The sequence below is a fragment of the Pseudomonas sp. Root71 genome, assembly GCF_001429045.1.
Lineage (GTDB): Bacteria > Pseudomonadota > Gammaproteobacteria > Pseudomonadales > Pseudomonadaceae > Aquipseudomonas > Aquipseudomonas monachiensis.
This window is the reverse complement of the sequence record NZ_LMHY01000029.1, coordinates 278,071-301,396: the sequence shown is the minus strand read 5'-3', so window position 1 is coordinate 301,396 and position 23,326 is coordinate 278,071. Positions and strand designations below refer to the sequence as shown.

The following is a 23,326-nucleotide window of genomic DNA, read 5'->3' as shown; positions in this document are numbered from 1 at the left end:
GTTGCACCTTCTATTCAACCTGGGTTCATGGGCCGTCGCCTCCTTGAGGCGCAATACCAGCCTGTAAATACGGTTGTCATGGGGAATTGATCCTCAGTCGAGTTCTGCTGATTGCACGCAATTCAGTAGGGGCTCGGTGCGGCCGTTGTACCAGGTCCCGTCGTTCAAGTTTCGATTTTCATTTATGGGGTTCAGCACTCAACCACGCGTTTGCAGCCGTGTTTTATGCGAGTGGTTTCCTGATTGGTTAAGCATCGAGGAAATAGCCATGGCCAGCTTCATCAAGTCCGATCTTGAGTTCATTCTCGAACAAATTTTCATCGCTGAACGGAATGCGTCTGGCGCGAGTCTGGCTGACTTGCTGCAGAACGTAGAAGTCCCCTTCGGTCTGCGCACCGTCTCCGGCATCGACAACAACCTGGCCAATCCCCAGTTCGGTGCCGCCGACAATTTCTTTCCGCGCATGACGACGCCGGTGTTCAATACCGCGCAGGTCCAGCCGGCCGGCTTCTTCGGCCCCACCGATCCAGGCGGAACCACACCGACCTCCTACCTGCAGACCAGCGGTGCCGTCTTCGACTCGCAGCCGCGCACCATCAGCAACCTGATCGTGGACCAGACCGCCAACAATCCGGCGGCGGTCGCGGCCGCAGCGGCCAATCCGGATTCACAGTTGGTCACCAGTCCCGGCCTGGATGGCCTGTTCGGTACCGCCGACGACGTTGCCGTTTTCCAGATTCCCAATATCACGCCGGACGCAGGCCTGACCGTGCCGTTCAACCAGTGGATGACTTTCTTTGGCCAGTTCTTCGACCATGGACTGGACCTTGTCACCAAGGGTGGCAGCGGCACCGTCTTCATTGCGCTGCAGCCCGACGATCCGCTCTTCGTGCCGGGCAGCCCGACCAACTTCATGGTGCTGACGCGCGCCACCAATTTGCCTGGCCCCGACGGCATCCTGGGCACCGCCGATGACATCCACGAGCAGAGCAACACCACTTCTCCCTTTGTCGACCAGAACCAGACCTACAGCTCGCATCCCTCGCACCAGGTGTTCCTGCGTGCCTATGAGCTCAACGCCGCTGGCGATCCGGTGGCCACTGGCAAGCTGATCACCAATCGCGACCTGGGTGTCGATGGGCATTTCGGCACCGCTGATGACGTCGAAATCGGCGGCATGGCCACCTGGGCAATCGTCAAGGCTCAGGCCCGAGATCTGCTCGGCATCAACTTGACCGATGCCGATGTGTTCAACGTTCCGCTGCTGGCAACCGATGCTTACGGCAACTTCATCAAGGGGCCTAACGGCCTTCCCCAAGTCGTGATGATGGGCGCGGATGGCATTGCCGGTACGGCCGATGATGTGCTCGTCGAGGGTAATCGGGCCGCGCCAATCAGCCTGACGAACGCCGTGCGCACCGGCCACCAGTTCCTGATCGACATCGCCCACAGCGCCGATCCGACCGGGGGGCTGGTGGCTGACGCGGACACCGTCATTGGCGGCCCGCAAGCACCCGGCACCTACGACAACGAGCTGCTCGACAAGCACTACATCGCCGGCGATGGCCGCGTCAACGAGAACATCGGCCTGACCACGGTGCATTCCATCTTCCACAGCGAACACAACCGGCTGGTTGAGCAGACCAAGGATACGGTGCTGGCCTCCGCCGACCTCGATTTCCTGAACAAGTGGCTGATGCCCGACGCCCAACTGACAGCGCTGCCAGCGACGCCGGCCGACATCGCGGCCCTGCACTGGAACGGCGAGCGGTTGTTCCAGGCGGCCAAGTTCGGCACCGAGATGCAGTACCAACACCTGGTGTTCGAGGAGTTCGCGCGCACCATCCAGCCGCAAGTGGACGTCTTCCTGGCGCCCATGGGCAACGACACCACGGTCAATCCGGCGATCGTCGCCGAGTTCGCGCACACGGTCTTTCGCTTCGGCCACTCGATGCTGCTGGAGACGGTCGATCGTTTCGACCCCAACTTCAATGTCGTTGGCGACGGCAATCCGGTTGACCCGGGCAATCAACAGACCGGCCTGATCGCGGCCTTCCTCAACCCGCTCGCGTTTGCTGCCAGCGGCCCCACCCCTGAGGAGGCGGCAGGCGCCATCGTGCGCGGCGTCACGCGGCAAGTCGGCAACGAGATCGACGAGTTTGTCACTGATGCTGTGCGCAACAATCTGGTCGGCCTGCCGCTCGACCTTGCCGCACTCAACCTGGCGCGCGGCCGAGACACCGGCATCCCGTCGCTGAACGCGGCGCGGCGCGAGTTCTACCACATGACCGGCGACAGCCAGTTGACCCCCTACACGAGCTGGGCCGATTTCGTGCAGCACATGAAGCATCCGGAATCGCTGATCAATTTCATCGCCGCCTACGGCACCCATTCAACCATCACGAGTGCTACGACGCTGGCGGACAAGCGCGCCGCGGCCGCGGATCTCGTGCTTGGCAGCGCCACGGCGCCGGCTGATCGCCTGGACTTCCTCAACAGTAGCGGCGCCTGGGCCAGCAACGCCGGTGCGGACGGTATTCTGCACACCGCCGACGATGTGACCATCACCGGCCTGGACGCCATCGACTTCTGGATCGGCGGCCTGGCCGAAGAGAAGATGCCCTTTGGCGGCCTGCTGGGTTCGAGCTTCAACTTCGTCTTCGAAACCCAGTTGGAAAACCTGCAGAATGGCGACCGTCTCTACTACCTGGCCCGCACCGCAGGACTCAACTTCGGCACTGAGCTTGAGAACAATTCGTTCGCCAACCTGGTGATGCTCAACAGCGACGCAGTACACCTGCCGGCCAACATATTCCAGACGCCGGCCTTCACCCTGGAGGTCGACCCGACGCACCAGTTCAACCCGAGCGTGGTGGCCGGCCCGGACGGCATCGTCGGCACGGTTGACGATCTGCCAGCCAACGCCGACCCCTTTGGCCCGTCGGAGCACCCGATTGGTTCACCACGGATTGACCGTATCACGCCGCTGGTGATTCGCGACAACCCCGACACAGTGGGCCCGGATACCAACTACCTGCACTACACCGGCGGCGATACGGTCGTGCTGGGAGGTACGGCTGGCGACGACATCCTCATTGCCGGCGACTCGGACGACGACACTGTCTATGGCGATGCCGGCAACGACCGGATCGACGGCGGCTACGGTAACGACAACCTCTTTGGCGGCGCCGGTGACGACATCATCACGGACATGGGCGGCGACGACGTCATCCACGGCGAGGACGGCAACGACGTCATCCAGGTCGGTAACTCGACCCTCGCCGGCAACAACCTGGTCCACGGCGGCGCGGGCAAGGATTTCATCATCACCACCGAAGACATCACCCTGACGTTCGCCGGCGCGGGCGACGATTTCATCCTCGGCTCCAAGGTCAACCTCGCGCCGACCGGCAACGAAGGCGATGACTGGATCGAGGGCGGCACCCAGGACGGTGCGCCCGGCGATAACGCGAGCCCAACATTGTCCGACGACGTGCCCGGCAACGACATCTTCATTGGCACCGGTGGATTCGATGAAATGATTGGTGAAGGCGGCGACGACACCTTCGTCGCCAGCGACGCACAGGACAAGATGGACGGCATGTCCGGGTTCGACTGGACCACCTACAAGAACGACAAGTACGGCGTGACCGTCGACATGGTCGTTCCCTTCTTCAGTCCGTATCACGCGGTGCCCGATGCCGCTGGCAATATCGTGGGCGCAGTGGCGCAATCGCCCGATTCGGTCTATGACCGGTTCGCGGAAGTGGAGGGCCTGTCGGGGTCGGCCTTCGCCGACTTCCTGCGCGGCGATGAACAAAACGCGGCCATCATCGCCAACGTCACGGCCAGGGGCAGCATCCTCACCAACTTCGATCTCGTCAGCGGCCTGCGGGCTTTCGTTGGCAGCGCCGGTTTCGGTGCCGACGGTATCGGGGGGACGGCCGACGATCAGTTCGGCGCGGGTAACATCATCCTCGGCGGCGATGGCAGCGACATCATCGAAGGCCGTGGCGGCAGCGACCTCATCGACGGCGACAGTTGGCTCAACGTGCGCATCAGCGTGCGTCAGAACGTGGATGGCTCCGGGCCGGAGATCGCCAGCTTCGACAGCATGACGCCGATGATCCCGCTCATGCTGAACGGCACCTACAATCCCGGCCAGCTCGTCGCCGTGCGTGAGATCCTGCCAGGCGTGGGCGGCTTCGACACCGTCAATTTCATGGGCCCGCTGGCGAACTACTCAGTCACCGTCAACGATAACGGCACTGCGCTCGATTTCACCGACGACATCGTTACCGTGACCGACAATGTCGGCAAGGAAGAAACCGACCGTCTCACCCACATCGAACGGCTGCAGTTCTCCGATCAGTCCATGGTCCTCGTGCCCGGGCTCAACGCTGAGCCGGTGGGGGCGCTGACGGTGGATAACACTGCACCGACCGTTGGCCAGATACTGACCGTGTCGGCGGCAGGCCTCACCGATGGCGACAACGCAGGCGGGGCGATCCACAATTCCATCAGTTACGTATGGCAGTTTGAAGCCGCACCGGGCTCGGGCGTCTTCGAGGACATCATCCTCGGGCCAGGCCGCATCGGTATCGGATTTGTGAGGGCGGACGCGCCCACGTTCACGGTGACGTCGGATCTTGCCGGCCTGGCAATTCGCGTCAAAGGCATCTATGCGGACGATCATGGCGTGACCGAGCAGGTATTCTCGGCACCGACCACGGCCGTAGTGGCCGGGGCGCCGACCCCTGCAGCGGCGCCTTCGCTGATCGATCCACAGACCACGGCTCCCAGCAACGGTGTGCGCTACACGCAAGCCGACCTGGCGTTCATCCTTGACCAGATCAAGCTGGCGGAACACCACGCGGCCGGTGAGAACCTGAACTCGTTGCTCCCCAATATCCGGATGCCGTTCGGATTGCGTACCGTCGAAGGGACGGAAAACAACCTGCTCCATCCCGAGTTCGGTGCCGCCGATAACGTATTCCCGCGCCTGACCACACCGGACTTCCGCCCGGCCGATGCCGGCACCAGCTACACCCAGACCAGCGGCCTGGTAATCGACTCGCAGCCGCGCACCATCAGCAACCTGATCGTCGACCAGACCGCCAACAACCCGGCGGCGGTCGCGGCCACCTTCGATCCGGGTCTTGATGGTGTCCTCGGCACTGCTGACGATGTCCTCAAGGCCGGTGCGCAGGTGGTGACCGGAACCCGTACTGACGGCACGACGTTCCAGACTTTCTTCGACCCGAACGTGAGCCCCGACGCGGGCCTGACCGCACCCTTCAACCAATGGATGACGTTCTTCGGCCAGTTCTTCGATCATGGCCTGGACCTCGTCACCAAGGGTGGGTCGGGCACTGTGTTCGTTCCGCTGCAGCCGGATGACCCGCTGTTCGTGCCCGGTAGCCCGACCAACTTCATGGTGCTGACGCGCGCGACCAATCAGCCCGGCCCCGACGGCATCCTGGGCACGGCCGATGACATCCACGAGAACACCAACACCACCTCGCCGTTTGTCGACCAGAACCAGACGTACAGCTCGCATCCTTCGCACCAGGTGTTCCTGCGTGCCTATGAGCTCAACGCAACGGGCGATCCGGTGGCCACCGGCAAGTTGATCGAAAATCGTGATCTGGGCGCCGATGGCGTGTTCGGTACGGCCGACGACGTCGGGATCGGTGGCATGGCCACCTGGAAGGTGGTCAAGGCGCAAGCCCATGATCTGCTCGGCATCAATCTCACCGATGCCGATTTCGACAACGTGCCATTGCTGGCGACTGACGCCTACGGCAATTTCATCAAGGGTCCGAACGGTTTTCCGCAGGTGGTAATGAAGGGCGCGGACGGCATTGCCGGCACGGCCGATGATGTGCTGGTTGAAGGCAATCCGGCCGCGCCCATCAGCCTGGTCAACGCCGCGCGCACCGGCCATGCCTTCCTCAACGACATCGCGCACACCGCGGTGCCGGTGGACGACCAGACCGGCGCGGCACTCCTGCCCGATGCGGACAATGTCGTTGGCGGTACACCTGCGGCGGGCTTCTACGACAACGAACTGCTGGACGCGCACTACATTGCCGGCGACGGCCGGGTCAACGAGAACATCGGCCTGACCACCGTCCATTCGATCTTCCACCATGAGCACAACCGCCTGGTCGATCACACCATGGCGGTGGTCCTGGCGACAGCGGCAAGTGGCGATGTGTCGTTCCTGAACGAGTGGCTGCTGACGCCTGTCACTGCCGTACCCGCCGACACCTCGACCCTTGACTGGAACGGCGAGCGCCTGTTCCAGACCGCGAAGTTCGGCACCGAGATGCAGTACCAGCACCTGGTGTTCGAAGAGTTCGCGCGCACCATCCAGCCGATGGTCGATCCGTTCTTCGCCCCGGGCCAGGTGTACGACACCGCGATCGATCCGAGCATCGTTGCCGAGTTCGCACACACCGTCTATCGCTTCGGGCACTCGATGCTGCTGGAGCAGGTCGACCGGCTGGATCCGAACTTCGCGTCGAGCGATATCGGGCTGATCCAGGCCTTCCTCAACCCGCTCGAGTTCGCAAGCAGCGGCGCCACTCCGGAGGAGGCGGCCGGTGCCATCGTGCGCGGCGTGACCCGCCAGGTGGGCAATGAGATCGACGAGTTCGTCACCGAAGCCCTGCGTAACAACCTGCTGGGACTGCCACTCGATCTGCCCGCCATCAACCTGGCGCGCGGTCGCGATACCGGCATTCCGTCCCTGAACGCGGCGCGGCGGGAGTTCTATGGGCCCACCGGTGACGCAGAGCTCAAGCCCTACACCAGTTGGGCGGATTTCGTGCAGCACATGAAGCATCCGGAATCGCTGGTCAACTTTATCGCCGCCTACGGCACGCACGCGACCATCACCGGCGCCACCACGCTGGCGGACAAGCGCGCCGCGGCTGCGGACCTGGTGTTCGGCGGCGCGACCGCACCCGCCGACCGTGTCGACTTCCTCAACAGCACGGGTGCCTGGGCCAGCAACGCTGGTGCGGACGGCGTACTGCACACGGCAGACGATGTGACCATCACCGGTCTGGATGATGTCGACTTCTGGGTTGGCGGGCTGGCCGAGGAGAAGATGCCTTTTGGCGGCATGCTCGGCTCGACCTTCAACTTCGTCTTCGAGAACCAGATGGAGAAACTCCAGGACGGCGACCGCTTCTACTATCTGGAACGCACCGCCTCGATGGACTTTGGCGCGGAACTTGAGAACAACACGTTCGCCAATCTGGTGATGGCCAATACCGACGCAACACACCTCTCGGCCAGGGTTTTCCTGACGCCGGCCTACACTCTGGAGGTCAATCAGGCGAACCAGTACAACCCGAGTGTGATTGCCGGTCCCGACGGTATTGTCGGCACCCTCGACGATCTGCCGGCCAATGCCGATCCGTTTGGCCCGTCGGACCACCCGATTGGCTCACCACGCACTGACTTCCTCACGCCACTGGTGATCCGCGACAACCCCGCCACGGCGGGGCCGGATACCAACTACCTGCACTACACCGGTGCCGATACGGTCGTATTGGGCGGTACGCCCGGCAACGACATCCTCATTGCCGGCGACTCGGACGACGACACGGTCTATGGCGATGCCGGTAACGATCGGATCGATGGCGGCTACGGCAACGACCAGCTCTTTGGCGGTACCGGTGACGACATCATCACGGACATGGGCGGCGACGACGTCATCCACGGCGAAGACGGCAACGACGTCATCCAGGGTGGCAATGGCCTCAACCTGATCCTTGGCCAGGCTGGCCAGGACTTCATCGTTACCGGCGAAGACGCGGCCGACAGCAGCGGCGGCCTGGGCAACGACTTTATCCTTGGCAGCAAGGCCAACGAGTTCGCGCGCGGTGGCGAAGGCGATGACTGGATCCAGGGTGGATCCGCCGATGGCGTTGCCGGCGATAACTTCGACCCATTCGGAAACGATCCGATCAATGGCAACGACGTCTTCCTGGGCGATGGCGGACCGGACAACTTCGACGGAGAGGGCGGTGATGACATCATGGTCGGCAGCCCCAGCGAGGCGGACCGTTTCATCGGGTTCTCGGGTTATGACTGGGCGACCTACAAGGACGATCAGGTCGGCGTGACCATGGACCTGAACTCCAGGCTGCGCTTCTTCGATCAACCGGCAGTGCCTGGCTCCACCGCGTCGATCCTTGCCCGGTTGGACCTGGTGGAAGGAATGTCAGGATCGTCCCACGCCGATTTCCTCGGCGGCGATGACTCCACTGCCGATTTGCTCGCCATCGCCGGCGCCAAGGGCAGCGTGCTCACCAACTTCGACCTCATCAGCGGTCTGCGGGACCTCGTTGGCAGCGCCGGCAACGGCGCGGATGGCATCGCCGGTACAGCCGACGATAAGTTCGACGGGGGCAACATCATCCTGGGTGGCGACGGCAGCGACGTCATCGCGGGCCGTGGCGGCGATGACCTCATTGACGGCGACAAGTGGCTCAACGTGCGCATCAGTGTGCGGCAGAACATCGATGGCACCGGGCCGGAAATCGCCAGCTTCGACAGCTTGACACCGCTGGTTCCGCTCATGATGAACGGCACCTATAACCCTGGCCAGCTCCAGATCGTCCGTGAAATCCTGACGGCGGCCGGTCCCGACTTCGACACGGCGTTGTTCTCCGGCAATCTGGCGGATTACACCGTGGTCAACAACGTCAACGGCACCGTGACGGTCACCGACAATGTCGCTGGCAGGGATGGGACCGACACCCTCAGCAATATCGAGCGGTTGCAGTTCTCCGATCAAGCGGTCGTGCTCGGCGGTTTGAATTCGGCGCCCGTCGGTTCGCTGAGGATCGACGATCCCACGCCCGCCGTCGGCCAGGTGCTGACGGTCTCGGCGGCAGACATCACGGATGCTGACAATAGCGCGACCGGAGGCGCGATCGCCGGGCCCATCAGTTTCTTCTGGCAGTTCGAGGCGCGCCCGGGCTCGGGCGTCTTCGAAGACATCACGTTCTTTGCCGCCGGAGAGGTCGCGCGCGCAGAGGGCACGACTGTCACGGTGGGCTCGGAACTCAGGGTGCCACCACCGGCGACCCTCATTGGTGCCGTGCCGGCCATACCGGAACTCGTCGTGGCAGCCGGGCTGGCGCTGCGCGTCAGGGCGGTCTACAAGGACGCCAATGGCGTGCTGGAGGAGGTGTTCTCGGCGCCGACCGCACCGATCACACCTGCCGGCACCGGCACCGTCAATGTCCTGCCGGTCGGAACGGTGCTGATCAGCGATACGACTCCGGCGGAAGGCTCGGCCTTGACCGCAACGGATGCGTTCACCGACGCCAACGGGACCACGACCTCGGTGATCAGCCATCAGTGGCAGGTGGGGAGCGGTGCGATCTTTGCCGATATCGCCGGTGCGACCGGCACGACCTTCACGCCCGACCAGGCGCAGGTTGGTCAGCAACTGCGTGTCGTCGCGAGTTACGCCGATGACCTGGGCACGCTTGAGCGCGTGACTTCTGCCGCAACGACAGTGGTCAGTGATGTGTTTGTCGGTACCGCCGGTGCCGATATATGGAACGGTACGGCAGGCGACGACGTGGCCAGCGGAGGTGATGGCAACGATATCCTGAATGCCTTGGGCGGCAACGATATCCTCAATGGTGACGCGGGCAACGACTTCCTCAATGGCGGTGCGGGTAATGACCAGATGCTGGGCGGAACCGGCAACGATACCTACCGCGTCGATTCAATCGGGGACGTGGTGCTCGAGTTGACGGGTGAGGGGCAGGATTCCGTACAGACCACGCTGGCCAGTTACACACTGGGCGCCAATGTCGAGCATCTGCTCTACCTCGGAGTCGGCAACTTTGTCGGCACCGGCAACGCGTTGAACAACGTCATCACCGGTGGGGTGGGTAATGACACCCTCAACGGCGGAGCCGGCAACGACACATTGCTGGGTGGCCTGGGCAACGACCTCCTGATTGGCGGTACGGGTAATGACCGGATGGTGGGCGGAGTCGGCAACGATGGCTACATCGTCGATTCAGCCTTCGACCTGGTGGTCGAGGCGACGGGTGAGGGTGCGGATTCCGTACAGACGTCGCTGGCCAGCTACACACTGGGCGCCAATGTCGAGCATCTGCTCTACACCGGAACCGGCAATTTTGTCGGCACCGGCAACGCGTCGAACAACGTCATGACCGGTGGGGTGGGTAATGACACCCTCAACGGTGGAGCCGGCAACGACACGTTGCTGGGTGGTCTGGGCAACGACATCCTCACTGGCGGTACGGGTAATGACCGGATGGTGGGCGGAGTCGGCAACGATGGCTACATCGTCGATTCAGCCTTCGACCTGNTGGCGGTACGGGTAATGACCGGATGGTGGGCGGAGTCGGCAACGATGGCTACATCGTCGATTCAGCCTTCGACCTGGTGGTCGAGGCGACGGGTGAGGGTGCGGATTCCGTACAGACGTCGCTGGCCAGTTACACACTGGGCACCAATGTCGAGCATCTGCTCTACACCGGAACCGGCAACTTCGTCGGCACCGGCAATGCGTCGAACAACGTCATGACCGGTGGGGTGGGTAATGACACCCTCAACGGTGGAGCCGGCAACGACACATTGCTGGGTGGTCTGGGCAACGACATCCTCACTGGCGGTACGGGTAATGACCGGATGGTGGGCGGAGTCGGCAACGATGGCTACATCGTCGATTCAGCCTTCGACCTGGTGGCGGTACGGGTAATGACCGGATGGTGGGCGGAGTCGGCAACGATGGCTACATCGTCGATTCAGCCTTCGACCTGGTGGTCGAGGCGACGGGTGAGGGTGCGGATTCCGTACAGACGTCGCTGGCCAGTTATACACTGGGCACCAATCTCGAGCATCTGCTCCACACCGGAGCCGGCAACTTCGTTGGCAGCGGCAACGCGTCGAACAACGCCATCACCGGTGGGGTGGGAAATGACTCCCTCTTCGGCGGCGACGGCAACGACACATTGCTGGGTGGCGCCGGCAACGACTTCCTCGATGGTGGTGCCGGCAGCGATAGCGTTGCCGGTGGGGCTGGCAACGACACGATGGTTGCTTCTAATGGCGACGATATCTTCGTGTTCGCCGCGGGCTTCGGCAATGACCGGATCCTCGGCTTCGATACCGACGCGGCNGGCAACGACACGATGGTTGCTTCTAATGGCGACGATATCTTCGTGTTCGCCGCGGGCTTCGGCAATGACCGGATCCTCGGCTTCGATACCGACGCGGCCGGAGGCCAGGATCTGCTCAATATCGCCGCGCTCAACATCACGGCGGCGACCTTTGGCAGCAGTTTCAACATCGTTGATCTCGGTGCGGATACGATGCTCAGCTTCGCGGCTGGCAACATCACCCTGGTAGGTGTGGGGGATCCAAACACCATCTCGGCCACAGACTTCATTCTGGCCTCTTGAGGTCCTGGCAAGGACTGTCGCAGGGAGCGTGTGGACGACGGAGGGGGAGGGCATTGGATGCCCTCCCTTTTTTTTCAGCCAGGGCGGCTTGCTGCATGGGTGCCGAAATCTCACGCAGGTGCAGGTTGTGGCACCAGACTCATGGTTTGGTTCGCACATCCTGGATGCTGGTGACATCGTTTACTTTCTGCTGAACGCCTACGCCTGGGCGTTGCACGCCGCATTTGGCTGCCACCTTCGATTATAAGTTGTAGTAATACTTCGAATAATAAATAGAAAATTGACTAATCATGGTCCCGAAACGAAAAATCATCCCCAGACCGGCGCCGCCAGAGCGCCGAGGATTTGCCGTTTCTCTCCTGCCAGAAAAATAACCAAAGGAGTCCCCCCATGAAGCCTCCCGCTTCGTCCCAGCCGCGCCGTGCGGCAGCCGCTGCCTTCATTGGCACCATGATCGAGTGGTACGACTTTTACATCTATGCCACCGCCGCCGCGCTGGTGTTCGGCGCGCTGTTCTTCCCCTCCGACGACAAACTGTTCAGCACCATGGCCGCTTTCGGCACCTTTGCCGTGGGTTTCTTTGCGCGGCCGTTGGGCGGGATTGTCTTCGGTCATATCGGTGACCGCATCGGCCGCAAGAAGTCGCTGATCATCACCTTGTTGATGATGGGCGTGGTCACGGTGTGCATCGGTTTGCTGCCGACCTACGGGCAAATCGGCGCCGCTGCGCCGGTGCTGCTGATTGTGCTGCGTATCGTCCAGGGCATCGCCGTGGGTGGCGAGTGGGGCGGTGCGGTGTTGATGGCCGGCGAGCATGCGCCGAAAGGCCGGCGCAATTTCTTCGCCTCGTTTGCGCAACTGGGCAGCCCGGCGGGTTTGATCCTGTCGCTGCTGGCCTTCAGCGCCGTCACCCGGTTACCGGAAGAGGACCTGATGAGCTGGGGCTGGCGCTTGCCGTTCCTCGCCAGTTCGCTGTTACTGCTGGTGGGCCTGGCGATTCGCCTGGGGGTCAATGAATCGCCGGAGTTTCTTGCCAGCCGCGAGCAGGCCGGCAAAAGCCAGCGCAAGGAGCAGGCGCCGGTCATGGAAGTGCTGCGCACAGCGTGGCGTCCATTGCTGCTGTGCATCGGCGCCAACACCCTGGGGATCGCCGGGGTGTATTTCACCAACACCTTCATGATCGCCTACACCACCCAGCAACTCGAGCTGCCGCGCTCATTGATCCTGGAGTGCCTGTTCGTCGTCGCGATCATCCAGTTCTGCATTCAGCCGCTGGCGGCCTGGGTCGCCGAGAAGATTGGCGCGACCCGCTTCCTGTGCCTGGTCTCGCTGCTGGCCATGGCCTCGCCGTACCCGATGTTCGTGCTGGTCAGTTCGGCCCAGGCGCCGCTGATCATCCTCGGCATTGCGTTGGCGGTGGTGTGCATGGCGTCGTTCTACGCGGTGATTGCCGGTTACGTCAGCGGTATGTTCGAGACCCGTGTGCGCTACACCGCGATTTCCCTGGCGTACCAGATTTGCGGCGCGCTGGCCGGTGGCCTGACGCCGCTGATCGGCACGATGCTGGCGCACAGATTCGCCGGCCAGTGGTGGCCGATGGCGGTGTTCTACAGCCTGATTGCCGCGACTTCGCTGCTGTGTGTGCTGTCCCTTGCCCGTCGCCATGCCAGTGCTGAACGTATGGAACTGGCCAAGGCCTGAGCTGAATTTCCTGGAGAAACACATGTTGAAGATCAATGGTGAACGCCTCTGGGCGAGTCTGATGGCGATGGCCGAAATCGGCGCCACCACCCGTGGCGGCAGCTGCCGCCTGGCCTTGAGCGACGAGGACAAGGCCGGCCGCGAACTCTTTGCCCACTGGTGCCGCGAAGTCGGCATGACCCTGAGCGTGGATGCCATCGGCAACCTGTTCGCCCGCCGCGTCGGCACCGACCCTGACGCAGCACCGGTGATGATGGGCAGCCACCTCGACACCCAGCCCGAAGGCGGGCGGTTCGATGGCGTGTACGGCGTGCTCGCCGGCCTGGAAGTGGTGCGTTGCCTGAACGATCTGGGCATCCAGACCCGCAAGCCGCTGGAGGTGGCGGTGTGGACCAACGAAGAAGGCGCGCGCTTCACCCCGGCGATGTTCGGCTCGGCGGTGTTCACCGGCATCATGGCGCTGGATGCCGCGCTGGCGGTGCGCGACATCGATGGCATCAGCGTCGCCGAGGCGCTGCAACGCACCGGTTATGCCGGCGAGCGCCCGCTGGGCGGCGCGGTGGATGCGTACTTTGAAGCCCACATCGAACAAGGGCCGATCCTCGAAGACAACGCCAAGAGCATCGGCGTGGTCAGCGGCGGCCAGGCGATTCGCTGGCTCGACGTACGGGTCGAAGGCATGGCGGCCCACGCCGGCACCACGCCGATGCCCCTGCGCAAGGATGCCCTGTACGGTGTGGCGCAGATGATCCAGGCCATCGAAAGCCTGGCGGCGGACTTCGCCCCCGAAGGCCTGACCACGGTCGGTGAGTTGAGCATCAACAAATCGTCGCGCAACACCATTCCGGGTCTGGTGAACTTCACCGTCGACCTGCGTCATCACCGTGATGAAACCATCGAGGCCATGGAGCAACAAGTCCGTGCGCGGCTGCAGGCGATAGCCGACGCTCGCGGCTTGACACTGGCGATCACCCCGCACTGGATCAGTCCGGCGACACCGTTCGACGCGGACTGCGTGGCGGCGGTGCAACAGGCCGTGGACGCCCTGGGCTACGCTCAGCAATCGATCGTCAGCGGCGCCGGACATGACGCGATCCACCTGGCGCGGTACTGCCCGACGGCCATGGTGTTCATCCCGTGCGTGGGCGGCCTGAGCCACAACGAAGCCGAAGATGTGCTGCCCGAGGATGTGCGCCAGGGCACAGATGTGCTGCTCAACGCGGTGTTGGCACGCGCCGAAAAAATCGACTGAACGCAGGCCCGCTCCCACAGTAGTGCGTGTCCGGTTTCAAGATTTTCGTTAACTGACAGGTAATCACTCCATGCGCAGTTTTTTCCACCCCGAACAATTGCTCCACCATCCTCGCAGTTACTACTCCCGTGGCCAGATGCGTACGCCGCAGGAAGTGCCGGAGCGTGCGCAGCGCCTGGTGCAGGCGTCTCATGCATTGGGTTTCAAGGTCGAGCAACCGGTCGATGCCGGGTTCGATCCGCTGCTGGCGGTGCACGGCGCACCGTACCTGAGGTTCTTGCAGGAGGCCCATCAGCGCTGGAAAGAGATTCCCGAGGATTGGGGCGACGAAGTGATGTCGAACATCTTTGTCCGCGAGCCCAATGCCCTGCGCGGGATTCTCGCGCAAGCCGCGTGCTATCTGGCCGATGGCAGCTGCCCGGTGGGCGAGCAGACCTGGCGTTCGGCCTACTGGTCGGCGCAAAGCGCCATCGCCGGCGCCCGGGCATTGCTCGATGGCGAGCCGGCAGCCTATGCCCTGTGCCGTCCACCGGGTCATCACGCCCGGGCCGAAGCAGCGGGTGGTTTCTGTTATGTGAACAACGCGGCGGTGGCGGCGCAGGTCTTGCGTGCCGGGTTCTCGCGGGTAGCGGTGCTGGATACCGACATGCACCACGGCCAGGGGATTCAGGAGATTTTCTACGATCGCGAAGACGTGCTCTACGTCTCGGTGCATGGCGATCCGACCAACTTCTATCCGGGCGTCGCAGGTTTTGCCGATGAGCGTGGTGTCGGGGCGGGCGAGGGTTTCAACCTCAACCTGCCGATGGCCCATGGCGCCAGCGAGGCGGATTTTCTCGGGCAATTGGAGGTGGCGCTGAAGGCGGTGACGGACTTTGGCGCCGAGGTACTGGTGCTGTCCCTGGGCTTCGATATTTTCGAACTGGACCCGCAGAGCAAGGTGGCGGTGACCCGCGAAGGGTTCGGCGTGCTCGGTGAGCGAATTCGCAGCCTGGGGTTGCCGTGCCTGATCGTGCAGGAGGGCGGGTATCACCTGGAGAGTCTGGAGGATAATGCCAAGGCGTTTTTTGTCGGGCCTGAGGTTTGGCAGCTCTGAGTTTGACAGCGTCTGGAGGATTGCTATCGCGAGCAAGCTCGCTCCCACACTGGTCGGTGTTGAACGCAAATATGCGGTTCACCTCGGTCAACTGTGGGAGCGAGCTTGCTCGCGATGAACGATAACGCGGTCCATAAGCGCCCTACGGCACTTGCCATAGCCCTGACGTTAACGTAAAGATTGCTCCAGGGCGCCGACGCATGAAGGCGCAGGGTGGATGACCCGGAGCGCTTGATGACGCCAATAAAAACAAACTCCCCCAAACTGCATCGCGAAGCCCGGCTGGCCCGGGAAAAGCTGCACCTGGAAGGCGAAGTGCCGGATGGCGTCCTGCGTGCGGAAATCGATGCCTCGTGGCGGCGCAGCCTGAGCCATGGCGTGCATTTCAATGCCAAGCATGAGCTGGCGCTGGAATCGAGTGCCAGCCTCGACGTGCTGCTGGCCAGCAACCGCTTGCTGATCGACGCCGCGCTGCCGGCCATCGATTACCTGGCCGAGCGTCAGGGCAAGGAAGGGCTGATCATCCTCGCCAACTCCGACGCCACCATCCTCGCCGTCGAAGGCCGTGCCGACCGTCTCAAGGGCAGTGGCCTGCAGGACATCACCCTCGGCGCCTGCTGGAGCGAAGCGGTGCGCGGCACCAACGCCCTGGGCACGGCACTGGTCGAAGCCCGGCCGACCCTGATCGATTGCGGCGAACATTATCTGGACCGCCTCAGTGATTTTTCCTGCACGTCGGTGCCGATCCATTGCCCCCAGGGCGACATTCTTGGCGTCCTCGACCTGACCCGCGAAGGCCCGCTCGGCCGAGCCCACGACAGCACTGCACTGCTGGCCATGGCGGTCAGCCAGATCGAAAGCCGCATCTTCAACTCAAGCTATCCGGACGAAATCGTCCTCGCTTTCCACAGCCGCAGGCAATACCTGGAATCCCCGTGGCAAGGCCTGCTGGCCGTGAGCCTCGGCGGGCAGATCCTCGCGGTCAGCGCCCAGGCCTGCCAGTTGCTTCACGCCGAGCGCTCGGCCCTGATCGGTCGGCGCTGCGAGGAGTTTCTCGGCGTCGATGGCCTGCAGTTATTGGCGCGTCTGCATCAGGGCGGGGCCGGCAGTCTGCAGACCGCCAAGGGTGAGTTCTTCTACAAGACCCTGCGCGCGCCGCAACGCTCGATCAACGTCAGCAGCCCGCCGCGCACCGCGGCGAAAACACCCAAGGCGCCACCGGATCTGGAGGCGCTGGCCGGCAGCAATACCCGCTACGCCCGTGCCTTGCGCATGGCCCGTCAAGGTCTGGCCAATGAGTTGCCGGTCTTGTTGCTGGGCGAAACCGGCACCGGTAAAGAGGTCATTGCCCGCGCCCTGCACATGGCCGGAGCGCGCTGCGACAAACCTTTCGTGGCGGTGAACTGCGCGGCAATTCCCGAAGGCCTGATCGAGTCGGAACTGTTCGGCTACCGCGAAGGCGCGTTCACCGGTTCACGCCGGGGCGGCATGGTCGGGCGCTTGCAGCAGGCCCATGGCGGCACCTTGTTCCTCGATGAAATCGGCGACATGCCATTGGCCTTGCAGGCCCGGTTGTTGCGGGTGTTGCAGGATCGCAAGGTCGCGCCCCTGGGCGCTGGCGAAGAGCAGGACATCGACGTCGCGCTGATCTGCGCCACCCACCGCGACCTCAAGCGTCTGGTGGAAGAAAAACACTTTCGCGAGGACCTGTTCTACCGGGTCAACGGCATCAGCGTGATGCTCCCGGCCCTGCGCGAACGCGAGGATTTCGGCGCGCTGGTCACTCGCATGCTGACGACACTGGGCGCACCCGCCGTGGTCCTGCACGATGATCTCGATCGCTTGCTCAGCGGCTATCACTGGCCGGGCAACATCCGCCAACTGGAGATGGTCCTGCGCACCGCGCTGGCCATGCGCGAACCGGGTGACACCGTGCTGACCCTCGACCACTTGCCCGACAGCATGCTCGACGAGTTGACCGCCAGCGAACGGCCCCAGGCCGGCAGCATCCGGGAAAACGAACTGGAGCTGATTCGTCAGTCCCTGGACACGCACCAAGGCAACGTCTCGGCCGCCGCCGACGCCCTGGGCATCAGCCGCGCGACCCTGTATCGCAAGCTCAAACAGTTGCGTTCGTGATGCAGCGCCTGATCGTTCGGCTGATCGACAGCCAGAACCCCGAGGCGCTGCAAGCGTCACTGCGCTGGCTGTACAGCTTTGTGCGACCCCATCGCCTGGCGATTGCCGGGCTGCTGGGTTTGTCGGTCTGCGCCTCGGCGCTGGTGCTGGTGCAACCGTGGCTGACCAAATTGCTGATCGACGATGGGCTGTTGGCGCGCAACTTCCCGATGCTGGTGTTGATCGCCGGGCTGATGATCGTTGCCGGCTTGTTGGGCACGGCGCTTTCGGGCATCAACCGCTACCTGCACACGCGCCTGTCCGGGCGCATGCTATTTGCCCTGCGCGATGACCTGTACCGACACTTGCAAACCCTGTCGCCGAGCTTTTACGGCCAGCGGCGCATTGGTGACCTGATGTCGCGCCTTGATGGTGACGTCGCGGAAATCCAGCGCTTTGCCGTGGACTCGCTGTTCTCGGCCGTGTCCAGCGTGATCGGCCTGGTGGTGGCCGTGGCGATGCTGCTGACCTTGTCCTGGAAACTCTCGCTGCTGGCCCTGGTGCTGATTCCCCTTGATGTCCTTTGGCTGCGCTGGATGCGGCGCAAGGTCGAGCGCGATGTACGGCAGTTGCGCGAGCGTTCGGCGGACATGTCGTCGTTCATGGTCGAGACCCTGCCGGTGATGAAGTTCATCCAGTCCGCCGGTCAACAGCAACGCGAAGCACGGCGCCTCGAGACGCTGGGGCAAGGCTACATGAGTCAGTTGCTGCGCCTGCAAGTCACCGAGTTTTTCACCCAGGCCGTGCCCGGTACCCTGACCTCGCTGTCCCGGGCCTGCGCATTCTTGATCGGCGGTTACTGGGTGGTGCAGGGCACCTGGCAACTCGGCGCCCTGATTGCGTTTTCCACCTACCTGGGCATGGCCGTGGGGCCGGTGCAGAGTCTGCTCGGGCTTTACGTCGCGATCCAGCGGATGACCGTCAGCCTCGGCCGGGTCATGGAGTTGCGCGGCGAACAACCGACCGTGCTGACACCCGCCATGCCACGGGCGATGCCCACTGGCGGCGATCTGTGGTTCGACAGCGTGCACTTCGCCCATCCCGGCCGCCAATTGACCCTGCGTGGCATCGAAGCGCGGATTCCCTACGGTTTGAAAGTGGCCCTCAGCGGCGGCTCGGGCGTGGGTAAATCCACCCTGATCGATCTGCTGCAACGTCATCACGATCCGCAATCGGGCCGGGTACTGCTGGGCGACGTCGATCTGCGCGAACTGGACCTGTTCCAGTTGCGTCGGCGCATCGCCATCGTCAGCCAGGACATCGTGCTGTTTCGCGGCAGCCTCGCCGACAACCTGGCCTACGCGGTGCCGGATGCCAGCCGCGAGGCGATTGCCGACGTAGCGCGACTGGCGCAACTCGACAGCCTTATCGAGTCCTTGCCCGAAGGTCTCGACAGCCCCTTGGGCGAGCGGGGCCAGCAGTTGTCCGGTGGGCAGAAGCAACGCATCGCGATTGCCCGGGCGCTGTTGCAAGACCCTTTGATCCTGGTGCTCGATGAAGCCACGTCCGCGGTGGATGAGGCCACCGAGCGCGAAGTCATCGACGCCATCGACCGCTTGTTTGCCGGGCGTACGCGCATCCTGATCAGCCATCGCCCCTCAACCCTGGCCGATGCCGATCTGCGCTTCGAATTGCTCGACGGCGTGCTGACCTCGAAAACGGTGCTGCATGAAACCTGAGTTGCGCATTGGCGTGGTGGACAGCGGCCACTCGGCGGCACAACGGGTGCAAGTGATCGCCGGCCGGCGCTTTTCATTGCTTGAAGACGGCCTGGCCGAGGGCGACTTGCGCGAAGATCCGCTGGGGCATGGCAGCGCGGTGATCGAGGCGATCGGCCGGCGAGCACCCTCGGCACTGTTTTGCGTGGCGCAGGTGTTCGACCAGCGCGGTGTCACCAGCGCCTTGCAGATCGCCACGGCGATTGACTGGCTGCTGACGCAGAACGTGCGCCTGATCAATCTGAGCCTTGGCCTGCGCCAGGATCGCAGCCTGTTGCGCGCGGCCTGCGCGGCGGCGGTGGCGCGGGGCGTGTTGCTGTGTGCGTCGAGCCCGGCCCAGGGCGAAGGCGTGTTTCCGGCAAACTATCCGCAGGTGGTGCGGGTGACCGGCGATGCGCGGTGCGCCGAGCAGGAATGGTCGTGGCTCAACAGCGCCCAGGCGGATTTCGCCGCCTGTGTGCATGGCACCTACCCGGGGCAGTCCGGGGCGAGTCTCGGTTGTGCCGCCTTGAGCGGGCACATCGCCGGGTTCCTCGCCGAACAGCCTGACGCCAGCAACGCGCAAGTCATCGAGTGGTTGCGCGACCATGCCCGCTACCGTGGCCCTGAACGGCGTTTCGGACCATGACCGACATCGTCATTCTGGGCGCCGGGCCAGCCGGCGCCGCTGTCGCGCTGGGACTCCGGCGACTGGGCCATGGCGTCACGCTGATCAGCGAATGGCGCCGGTTTGCGGCGCTCGAAGGCGTGTCCGTGCGGGTGCTGGAGGCTTTGCGCGGCGCGGGCCTGCATCAGGCGTTGGCGCAGGCGACGCTGCCTTCTCAACGCCAGGTGAGCTGGAATGGCCAACACCACGCGCAGAACATCGAATACTTGCTCGACCGTCCGGTTTTTGATCGAGGCCTGCGTGAGGATTTGCACCTGGCGGGGGTCGAGCTGATCGAAGGCCGGGTGCTGACGGTTCAGTCATCGGCCAATGGTCATCGAATCGAAATCGACGGCCGCGAATCGTTGCTCGCGCCGTTTCTCGTGGAAGCCCGAGGACGTCAGGCCCCCGCTATCGGCAAGGGCATGCGTGGGCCCGAGACGGTCAGCCTGCTCAATCGCTGGCAGGGCTCGCCGGGCAGCACCGCCAGCGCCGTGGAAAGCCTAAAGGACGGCTGGGCATGGATGGCGCGGCGCGCCGACGGCCAGTGTTACTGGCAATGGACGGTGGACGTGGCCAGCGCCGGGTTGCCGGGTAAGGCCATGTTGCTCGAATACTGCCAGCAGCGGCGCCAGGGTTCGAAGCTTGCCACGGCATTTTTTGCCGGCGAAACGGAAGCTGATCTACAGCTGCACGCCCGCAGCAGCACAGCGATTCTGAGCCCGCAGGTGTGTGGCGAAAACTGGATTCGGGTCGGCGATGCGGCCATGGCGGTGGACCCGTTGTCGGGCAACGGGATCTTTCAGTCCCTGTCTTCGGCGTTGCAGGCACCGGCGGTGATCAACACGCTGCTGTGCAAACCCGAACGGGCGGCTCTGGCCCAGCGTTTTCACCAGCAGCGGGTGGAACAGTTGTTTTTGCGGTTTGCCCGGATCGGCCGGGATTTTTATGCCGATGAGCAGCGCTGGCCGGATCAGCCGTTCTGGCAGGCGCGACGGAACTGGCCGGACGCCGAGGTGGCCCATGCCGAGGCGGATTTCAATGGGTTGAGGATTGAGCGGGCGCCGGTGTTGCGTGATGGGCTGGTCGATGAGGTCGAGGTGGTGATCACCGCGGACCAGCCGTTGGGCATCTGGCATGTGCATGGGGTTGAGGTGGCGGCGTTGGTGCGGCGGTTGCGCAGTGAATCGGCTGAGCAGGTGTTGGCCGGGTTGACGGCTGAACAGGGAAGGATGGTCAGGAGTTGGTTGATGGGGCAGGGATTCAAACCGTAGGAGCTGGCGAAGCCTGCGATCTTTTGGCTGCCTCAAACGTACCGAGGATCAAAAGATCGCAGGCTTCGCCAGCTCCTACAAAAACTGTTTCACAGTTTGATCAACACCGACTTCAACTCGGTGTAATGCTCGATCGCCGCATACCCCATCTCACGCCCGACCCCGGACATCTTGTAGCCGCCGAACGGCAGCGCCGGGTCCAGGGCGCTGTGGCAGTTGACCCACACCGACCCGGACTTGATCCGTGGAATCATCCGGTGCACCGCCGCCAGGTCGTTGGACCAGATGCTCGCGCCCAATCCATACGGACTGTCGTTGGCCATGCGCAGGGCATCGGCCTCGTCATCGAACGGGATGGCCACCAGCACCGGCCCGAAGATTTCTTCCTGCACCAGTGAGTGCTTCTGATCGACGTCGACAATCACCGTCGGCTTGACGAAGAACCCCGGGCCGAACTGCTCACCACCGCAGGCGATGGTCGCGCCGCTTTCCCGGCCCTTTTCGATGTAGCCGTAGACGCGCTCCTGCTGGCGCGCCGAGATCAACGGCCCCATGTCGACGCTCGGGTCCAGGCCGTTGCCGAGTTTCATGGCGTTGGCGATGCCAGCGATGTCCGCCACCACATTGTCGAAATGCTTGCGCTGCACATACAGCCTGGAACCTGCGCAGCAGACCTGGCCCTGGTTGAAGAAGATCGCGCTGGCGGCCCCGGCCGCGGCGGTTTTCAGGTCGGCGTCGGCCATGACGATGGTCGGCGATTTGCCGCCCAGCTCCAGGGTGACCCGGGTCATGGAATCCATGGCGATCTTGCCGATCTGCTTGCCCACGGCGGTGGAGCCGGTGAAGGTCAGCTTGTCCACCAGCGGGTTGTGGGTCAGGGCCGAACCTGCGGTGATGCCGGTACCGGTGACCACGTTGAACACGCCTTCGGGATAACCGGCCTCCAGCACCAGCTCGGCGAGTTTCAGCGCGGTCAGCGGGGTTTCGTCGGCGGGCTTGAGCACCACGGTACAACCGGTGGCCAGGGCCGGACCGAGTTTCCAGCAGGCCAGCAACAGCGGGAAGTTCCAGGCGACGATGGCGCCGACCACACCCACCGCTTCGCGTCGGATAAAACTGTGGAACTGGTCGTTGGGCATCAGCGGTGCCGACACGTCAACCGTAGAACCTTCGATCTTAGTCGCCCAACCGGCCATGTAGCGCAGGAAGTCGATGGCCAGTTGCACGTCCATCACCTGGGCCACCGCCGCGCTTTTACCGTTGTTCAGGCATTCCAGTTGCGCCAGCAGCTCGGCGTCGCGCTGCATCAGGTCGGCGAGTTTCCATAACAGATTCTGCCGCTCCCGGGGGCGGGTGCGGGTCCAGGCCGAATCGTCGAACGCCTGGCGGGCGGCGAGGACCGCACGGTCGACATCTTCCGGCGTTGCCCGTGGCACCACGCACAACACCTCACCGGTGGCCGGGTTGTGCAGGGGCATGGTCTGGCCATCGGCGGCCTCGACCCAGTCACCGCCGATGAGCATGCTCGGGGCACGCTGGATGAATGCCGAAGTGGCGGGAAGCAGGTTTGGGAGCGACATGATGAAACCTCGTCTTGTTCGTGTGGCGAGGTCATTCGCAACGGTTGTGCCAGTTATGTTTATTGGGAGGCAAGAGCCGGTTTAGCGGGGCTTGCGGGTTATGGACCCAAGGTAAAAAGGGGGAGCATGCGTCGCAAATTGCGACGCAGTGAGACGCCGGTGACGCATGGTGAAGTTCAAAAGATCGCAGCCTGCGGCAGCTCCTACAGAAGGAGCAACGTTCACCTGTAGGAGCTGCCGCAGGCTGCGATCCTTTGATCTTGATCCTATGCTTGTCTCAGGTTGAAACAGTTGTCGCGAAATTGAACGTGGAACGCAGACGACACGATTGGCAAAACACCGGCTTTTATCGGCAAGTCATTGATTCATTGAAATATTCATAAGCTGGCACGCTCCGTGTATTGCTCATC

Annotated in this window: 8 protein-coding genes and 3 pseudogenes; 10 read left to right on the top strand and 1 reads right to left on the bottom strand. The window is 63.3% G+C overall.

The features are described from left to right. Positions 1 to 268: 268 nt before the first annotated feature. The 10 genes and pseudogenes from ASD95_RS25140 to qhpG form a co-directional block, all read left to right on the top strand. Positions 269 to 10,375, top strand: a pseudogene (locus ASD95_RS25140) (peroxidase family protein); the annotation flags it as partial. 1 nt (position 10,376) lies between these two features. Then, positions 10,377 to 11,188 (top strand): annotated as a pseudogene (locus ASD95_RS30460) (calcium-binding protein); the annotation flags it as partial. A 1-nt stretch (position 11,189) separates the two neighbouring features. After that, positions 11,190 to 11,471 (top strand): annotated as a pseudogene (locus tag ASD95_RS30020) (calcium-binding protein); the annotation flags it as partial. A 390-nt stretch (positions 11,472 to 11,861) separates the two neighbouring features. Then, the gene (locus ASD95_RS25135) at positions 11,862 to 13,172 is read left to right on the top strand and encodes an MFS transporter (protein ID WP_056722695.1); all 1,311 of its coding nucleotides are present in this window, start codon (positions 11,862 to 11,864) and stop codon (positions 13,170 to 13,172) included. Between the two features lie 22 nt (positions 13,173 to 13,194). After that, positions 13,195 to 14,424, top strand: a complete 1,230-nt coding sequence (locus ASD95_RS25130) for a Zn-dependent hydrolase (protein WP_056722693.1) — start codon at positions 13,195 to 13,197, stop codon at positions 14,422 to 14,424. Positions 14,425 to 14,494: 70 nt separating this feature from the next. Continuing rightward, positions 14,495 to 15,520, top strand: a complete 1,026-nt coding sequence (locus tag ASD95_RS25125) for a histone deacetylase family protein (RefSeq protein ID WP_056722691.1) — start codon at positions 14,495 to 14,497, stop codon at positions 15,518 to 15,520. A gap of 234 nt (positions 15,521 to 15,754) precedes the next feature. After that, complete coding sequence (locus ASD95_RS25120; protein WP_056722689.1) at positions 15,755 to 17,659, top strand: sigma-54-dependent Fis family transcriptional regulator; 1,905 nt, start codon at positions 15,755 to 15,757, stop codon at positions 17,657 to 17,659. Next, positions 17,659 to 19,377: an ABC transporter ATP-binding protein gene (locus tag ASD95_RS25115; RefSeq protein ID WP_056722688.1), complete on the top strand. Its 1,719-nt coding sequence runs from the start codon at positions 17,659 to 17,661 to the stop codon at positions 19,375 to 19,377. The genes ASD95_RS25120 and ASD95_RS25115 overlap by 1 nt, the downstream gene beginning before the upstream one ends. Further along, positions 19,367 to 20,044, top strand: coding sequence for a subtilisin-like serine protease QhpE (gene qhpE, locus ASD95_RS25110; RefSeq protein WP_056722686.1), 678 nt, complete (start codon positions 19,367 to 19,369; stop codon positions 20,042 to 20,044). Before ASD95_RS25115 ends, qhpE begins: the two co-directional genes overlap by 11 nt. Beyond that, positions 20,041 to 21,336 carry a flavin-dependent monooxygenase QhpG gene (gene qhpG, locus ASD95_RS25105; protein ID WP_056722684.1) on the top strand — a complete coding sequence of 432 codons (1,296 nt, stop codon included), beginning with the start codon at positions 20,041 to 20,043 and terminating at the stop codon, positions 21,334 to 21,336. The genes qhpE and qhpG overlap by 4 nt, the downstream gene beginning before the upstream one ends. 89 nt (positions 21,337 to 21,425) lie before the next feature. Here the strand turns inward: qhpG and ASD95_RS25100 are convergent, their stop codons facing one another. Then, entirely contained in the window at positions 21,426 to 22,916 is a 1,491-nt protein-coding gene (locus ASD95_RS25100) for an aldehyde dehydrogenase family protein (protein ID WP_056722682.1), read from the bottom strand. Between the last annotated feature and the right edge of the window lie 410 nt (positions 22,917 to 23,326).

Bases quoted from the DNA above. Each gene is read 5' to 3' on its own strand.
- ASD95_RS25135 (WP_056722695.1), top strand. From the start codon at position 11,862: ATGAAGCCTCCCGCTTCGTCCCAGCCGCGCCGTGCGGCAGCCGCTGCC.
- ASD95_RS25130 (WP_056722693.1), top strand. From the start codon at position 13,195: ATGTTGAAGATCAATGGTGAACGCCTCTGGGCGAGTCTGATGGCGATG.
- ASD95_RS25125 (WP_056722691.1), top strand. From the start codon at position 14,495: ATGCGCAGTTTTTTCCACCCCGAACAATTGCTCCACCATCCTCGCAGT.
- ASD95_RS25120 (WP_056722689.1), top strand. From the start codon at position 15,755: ATGACGCCAATAAAAACAAACTCCCCCAAACTGCATCGCGAAGCCCGG.
- ASD95_RS25115 (WP_056722688.1), top strand. From the start codon at position 17,659: ATGCAGCGCCTGATCGTTCGGCTGATCGACAGCCAGAACCCCGAGGCG.
- qhpE (WP_056722686.1), top strand. From the start codon at position 19,367: ATGAAACCTGAGTTGCGCATTGGCGTGGTGGACAGCGGCCACTCGGCG.
- qhpG (WP_056722684.1), top strand. From the start codon at position 20,041: ATGACCGACATCGTCATTCTGGGCGCCGGGCCAGCCGGCGCCGCTGTC.
- ASD95_RS25100 (WP_056722682.1), bottom strand. From the start codon at position 22,916: ATGTCGCTCCCAAACCTGCTTCCCGCCACTTCGGCATTCATCCAGCGT.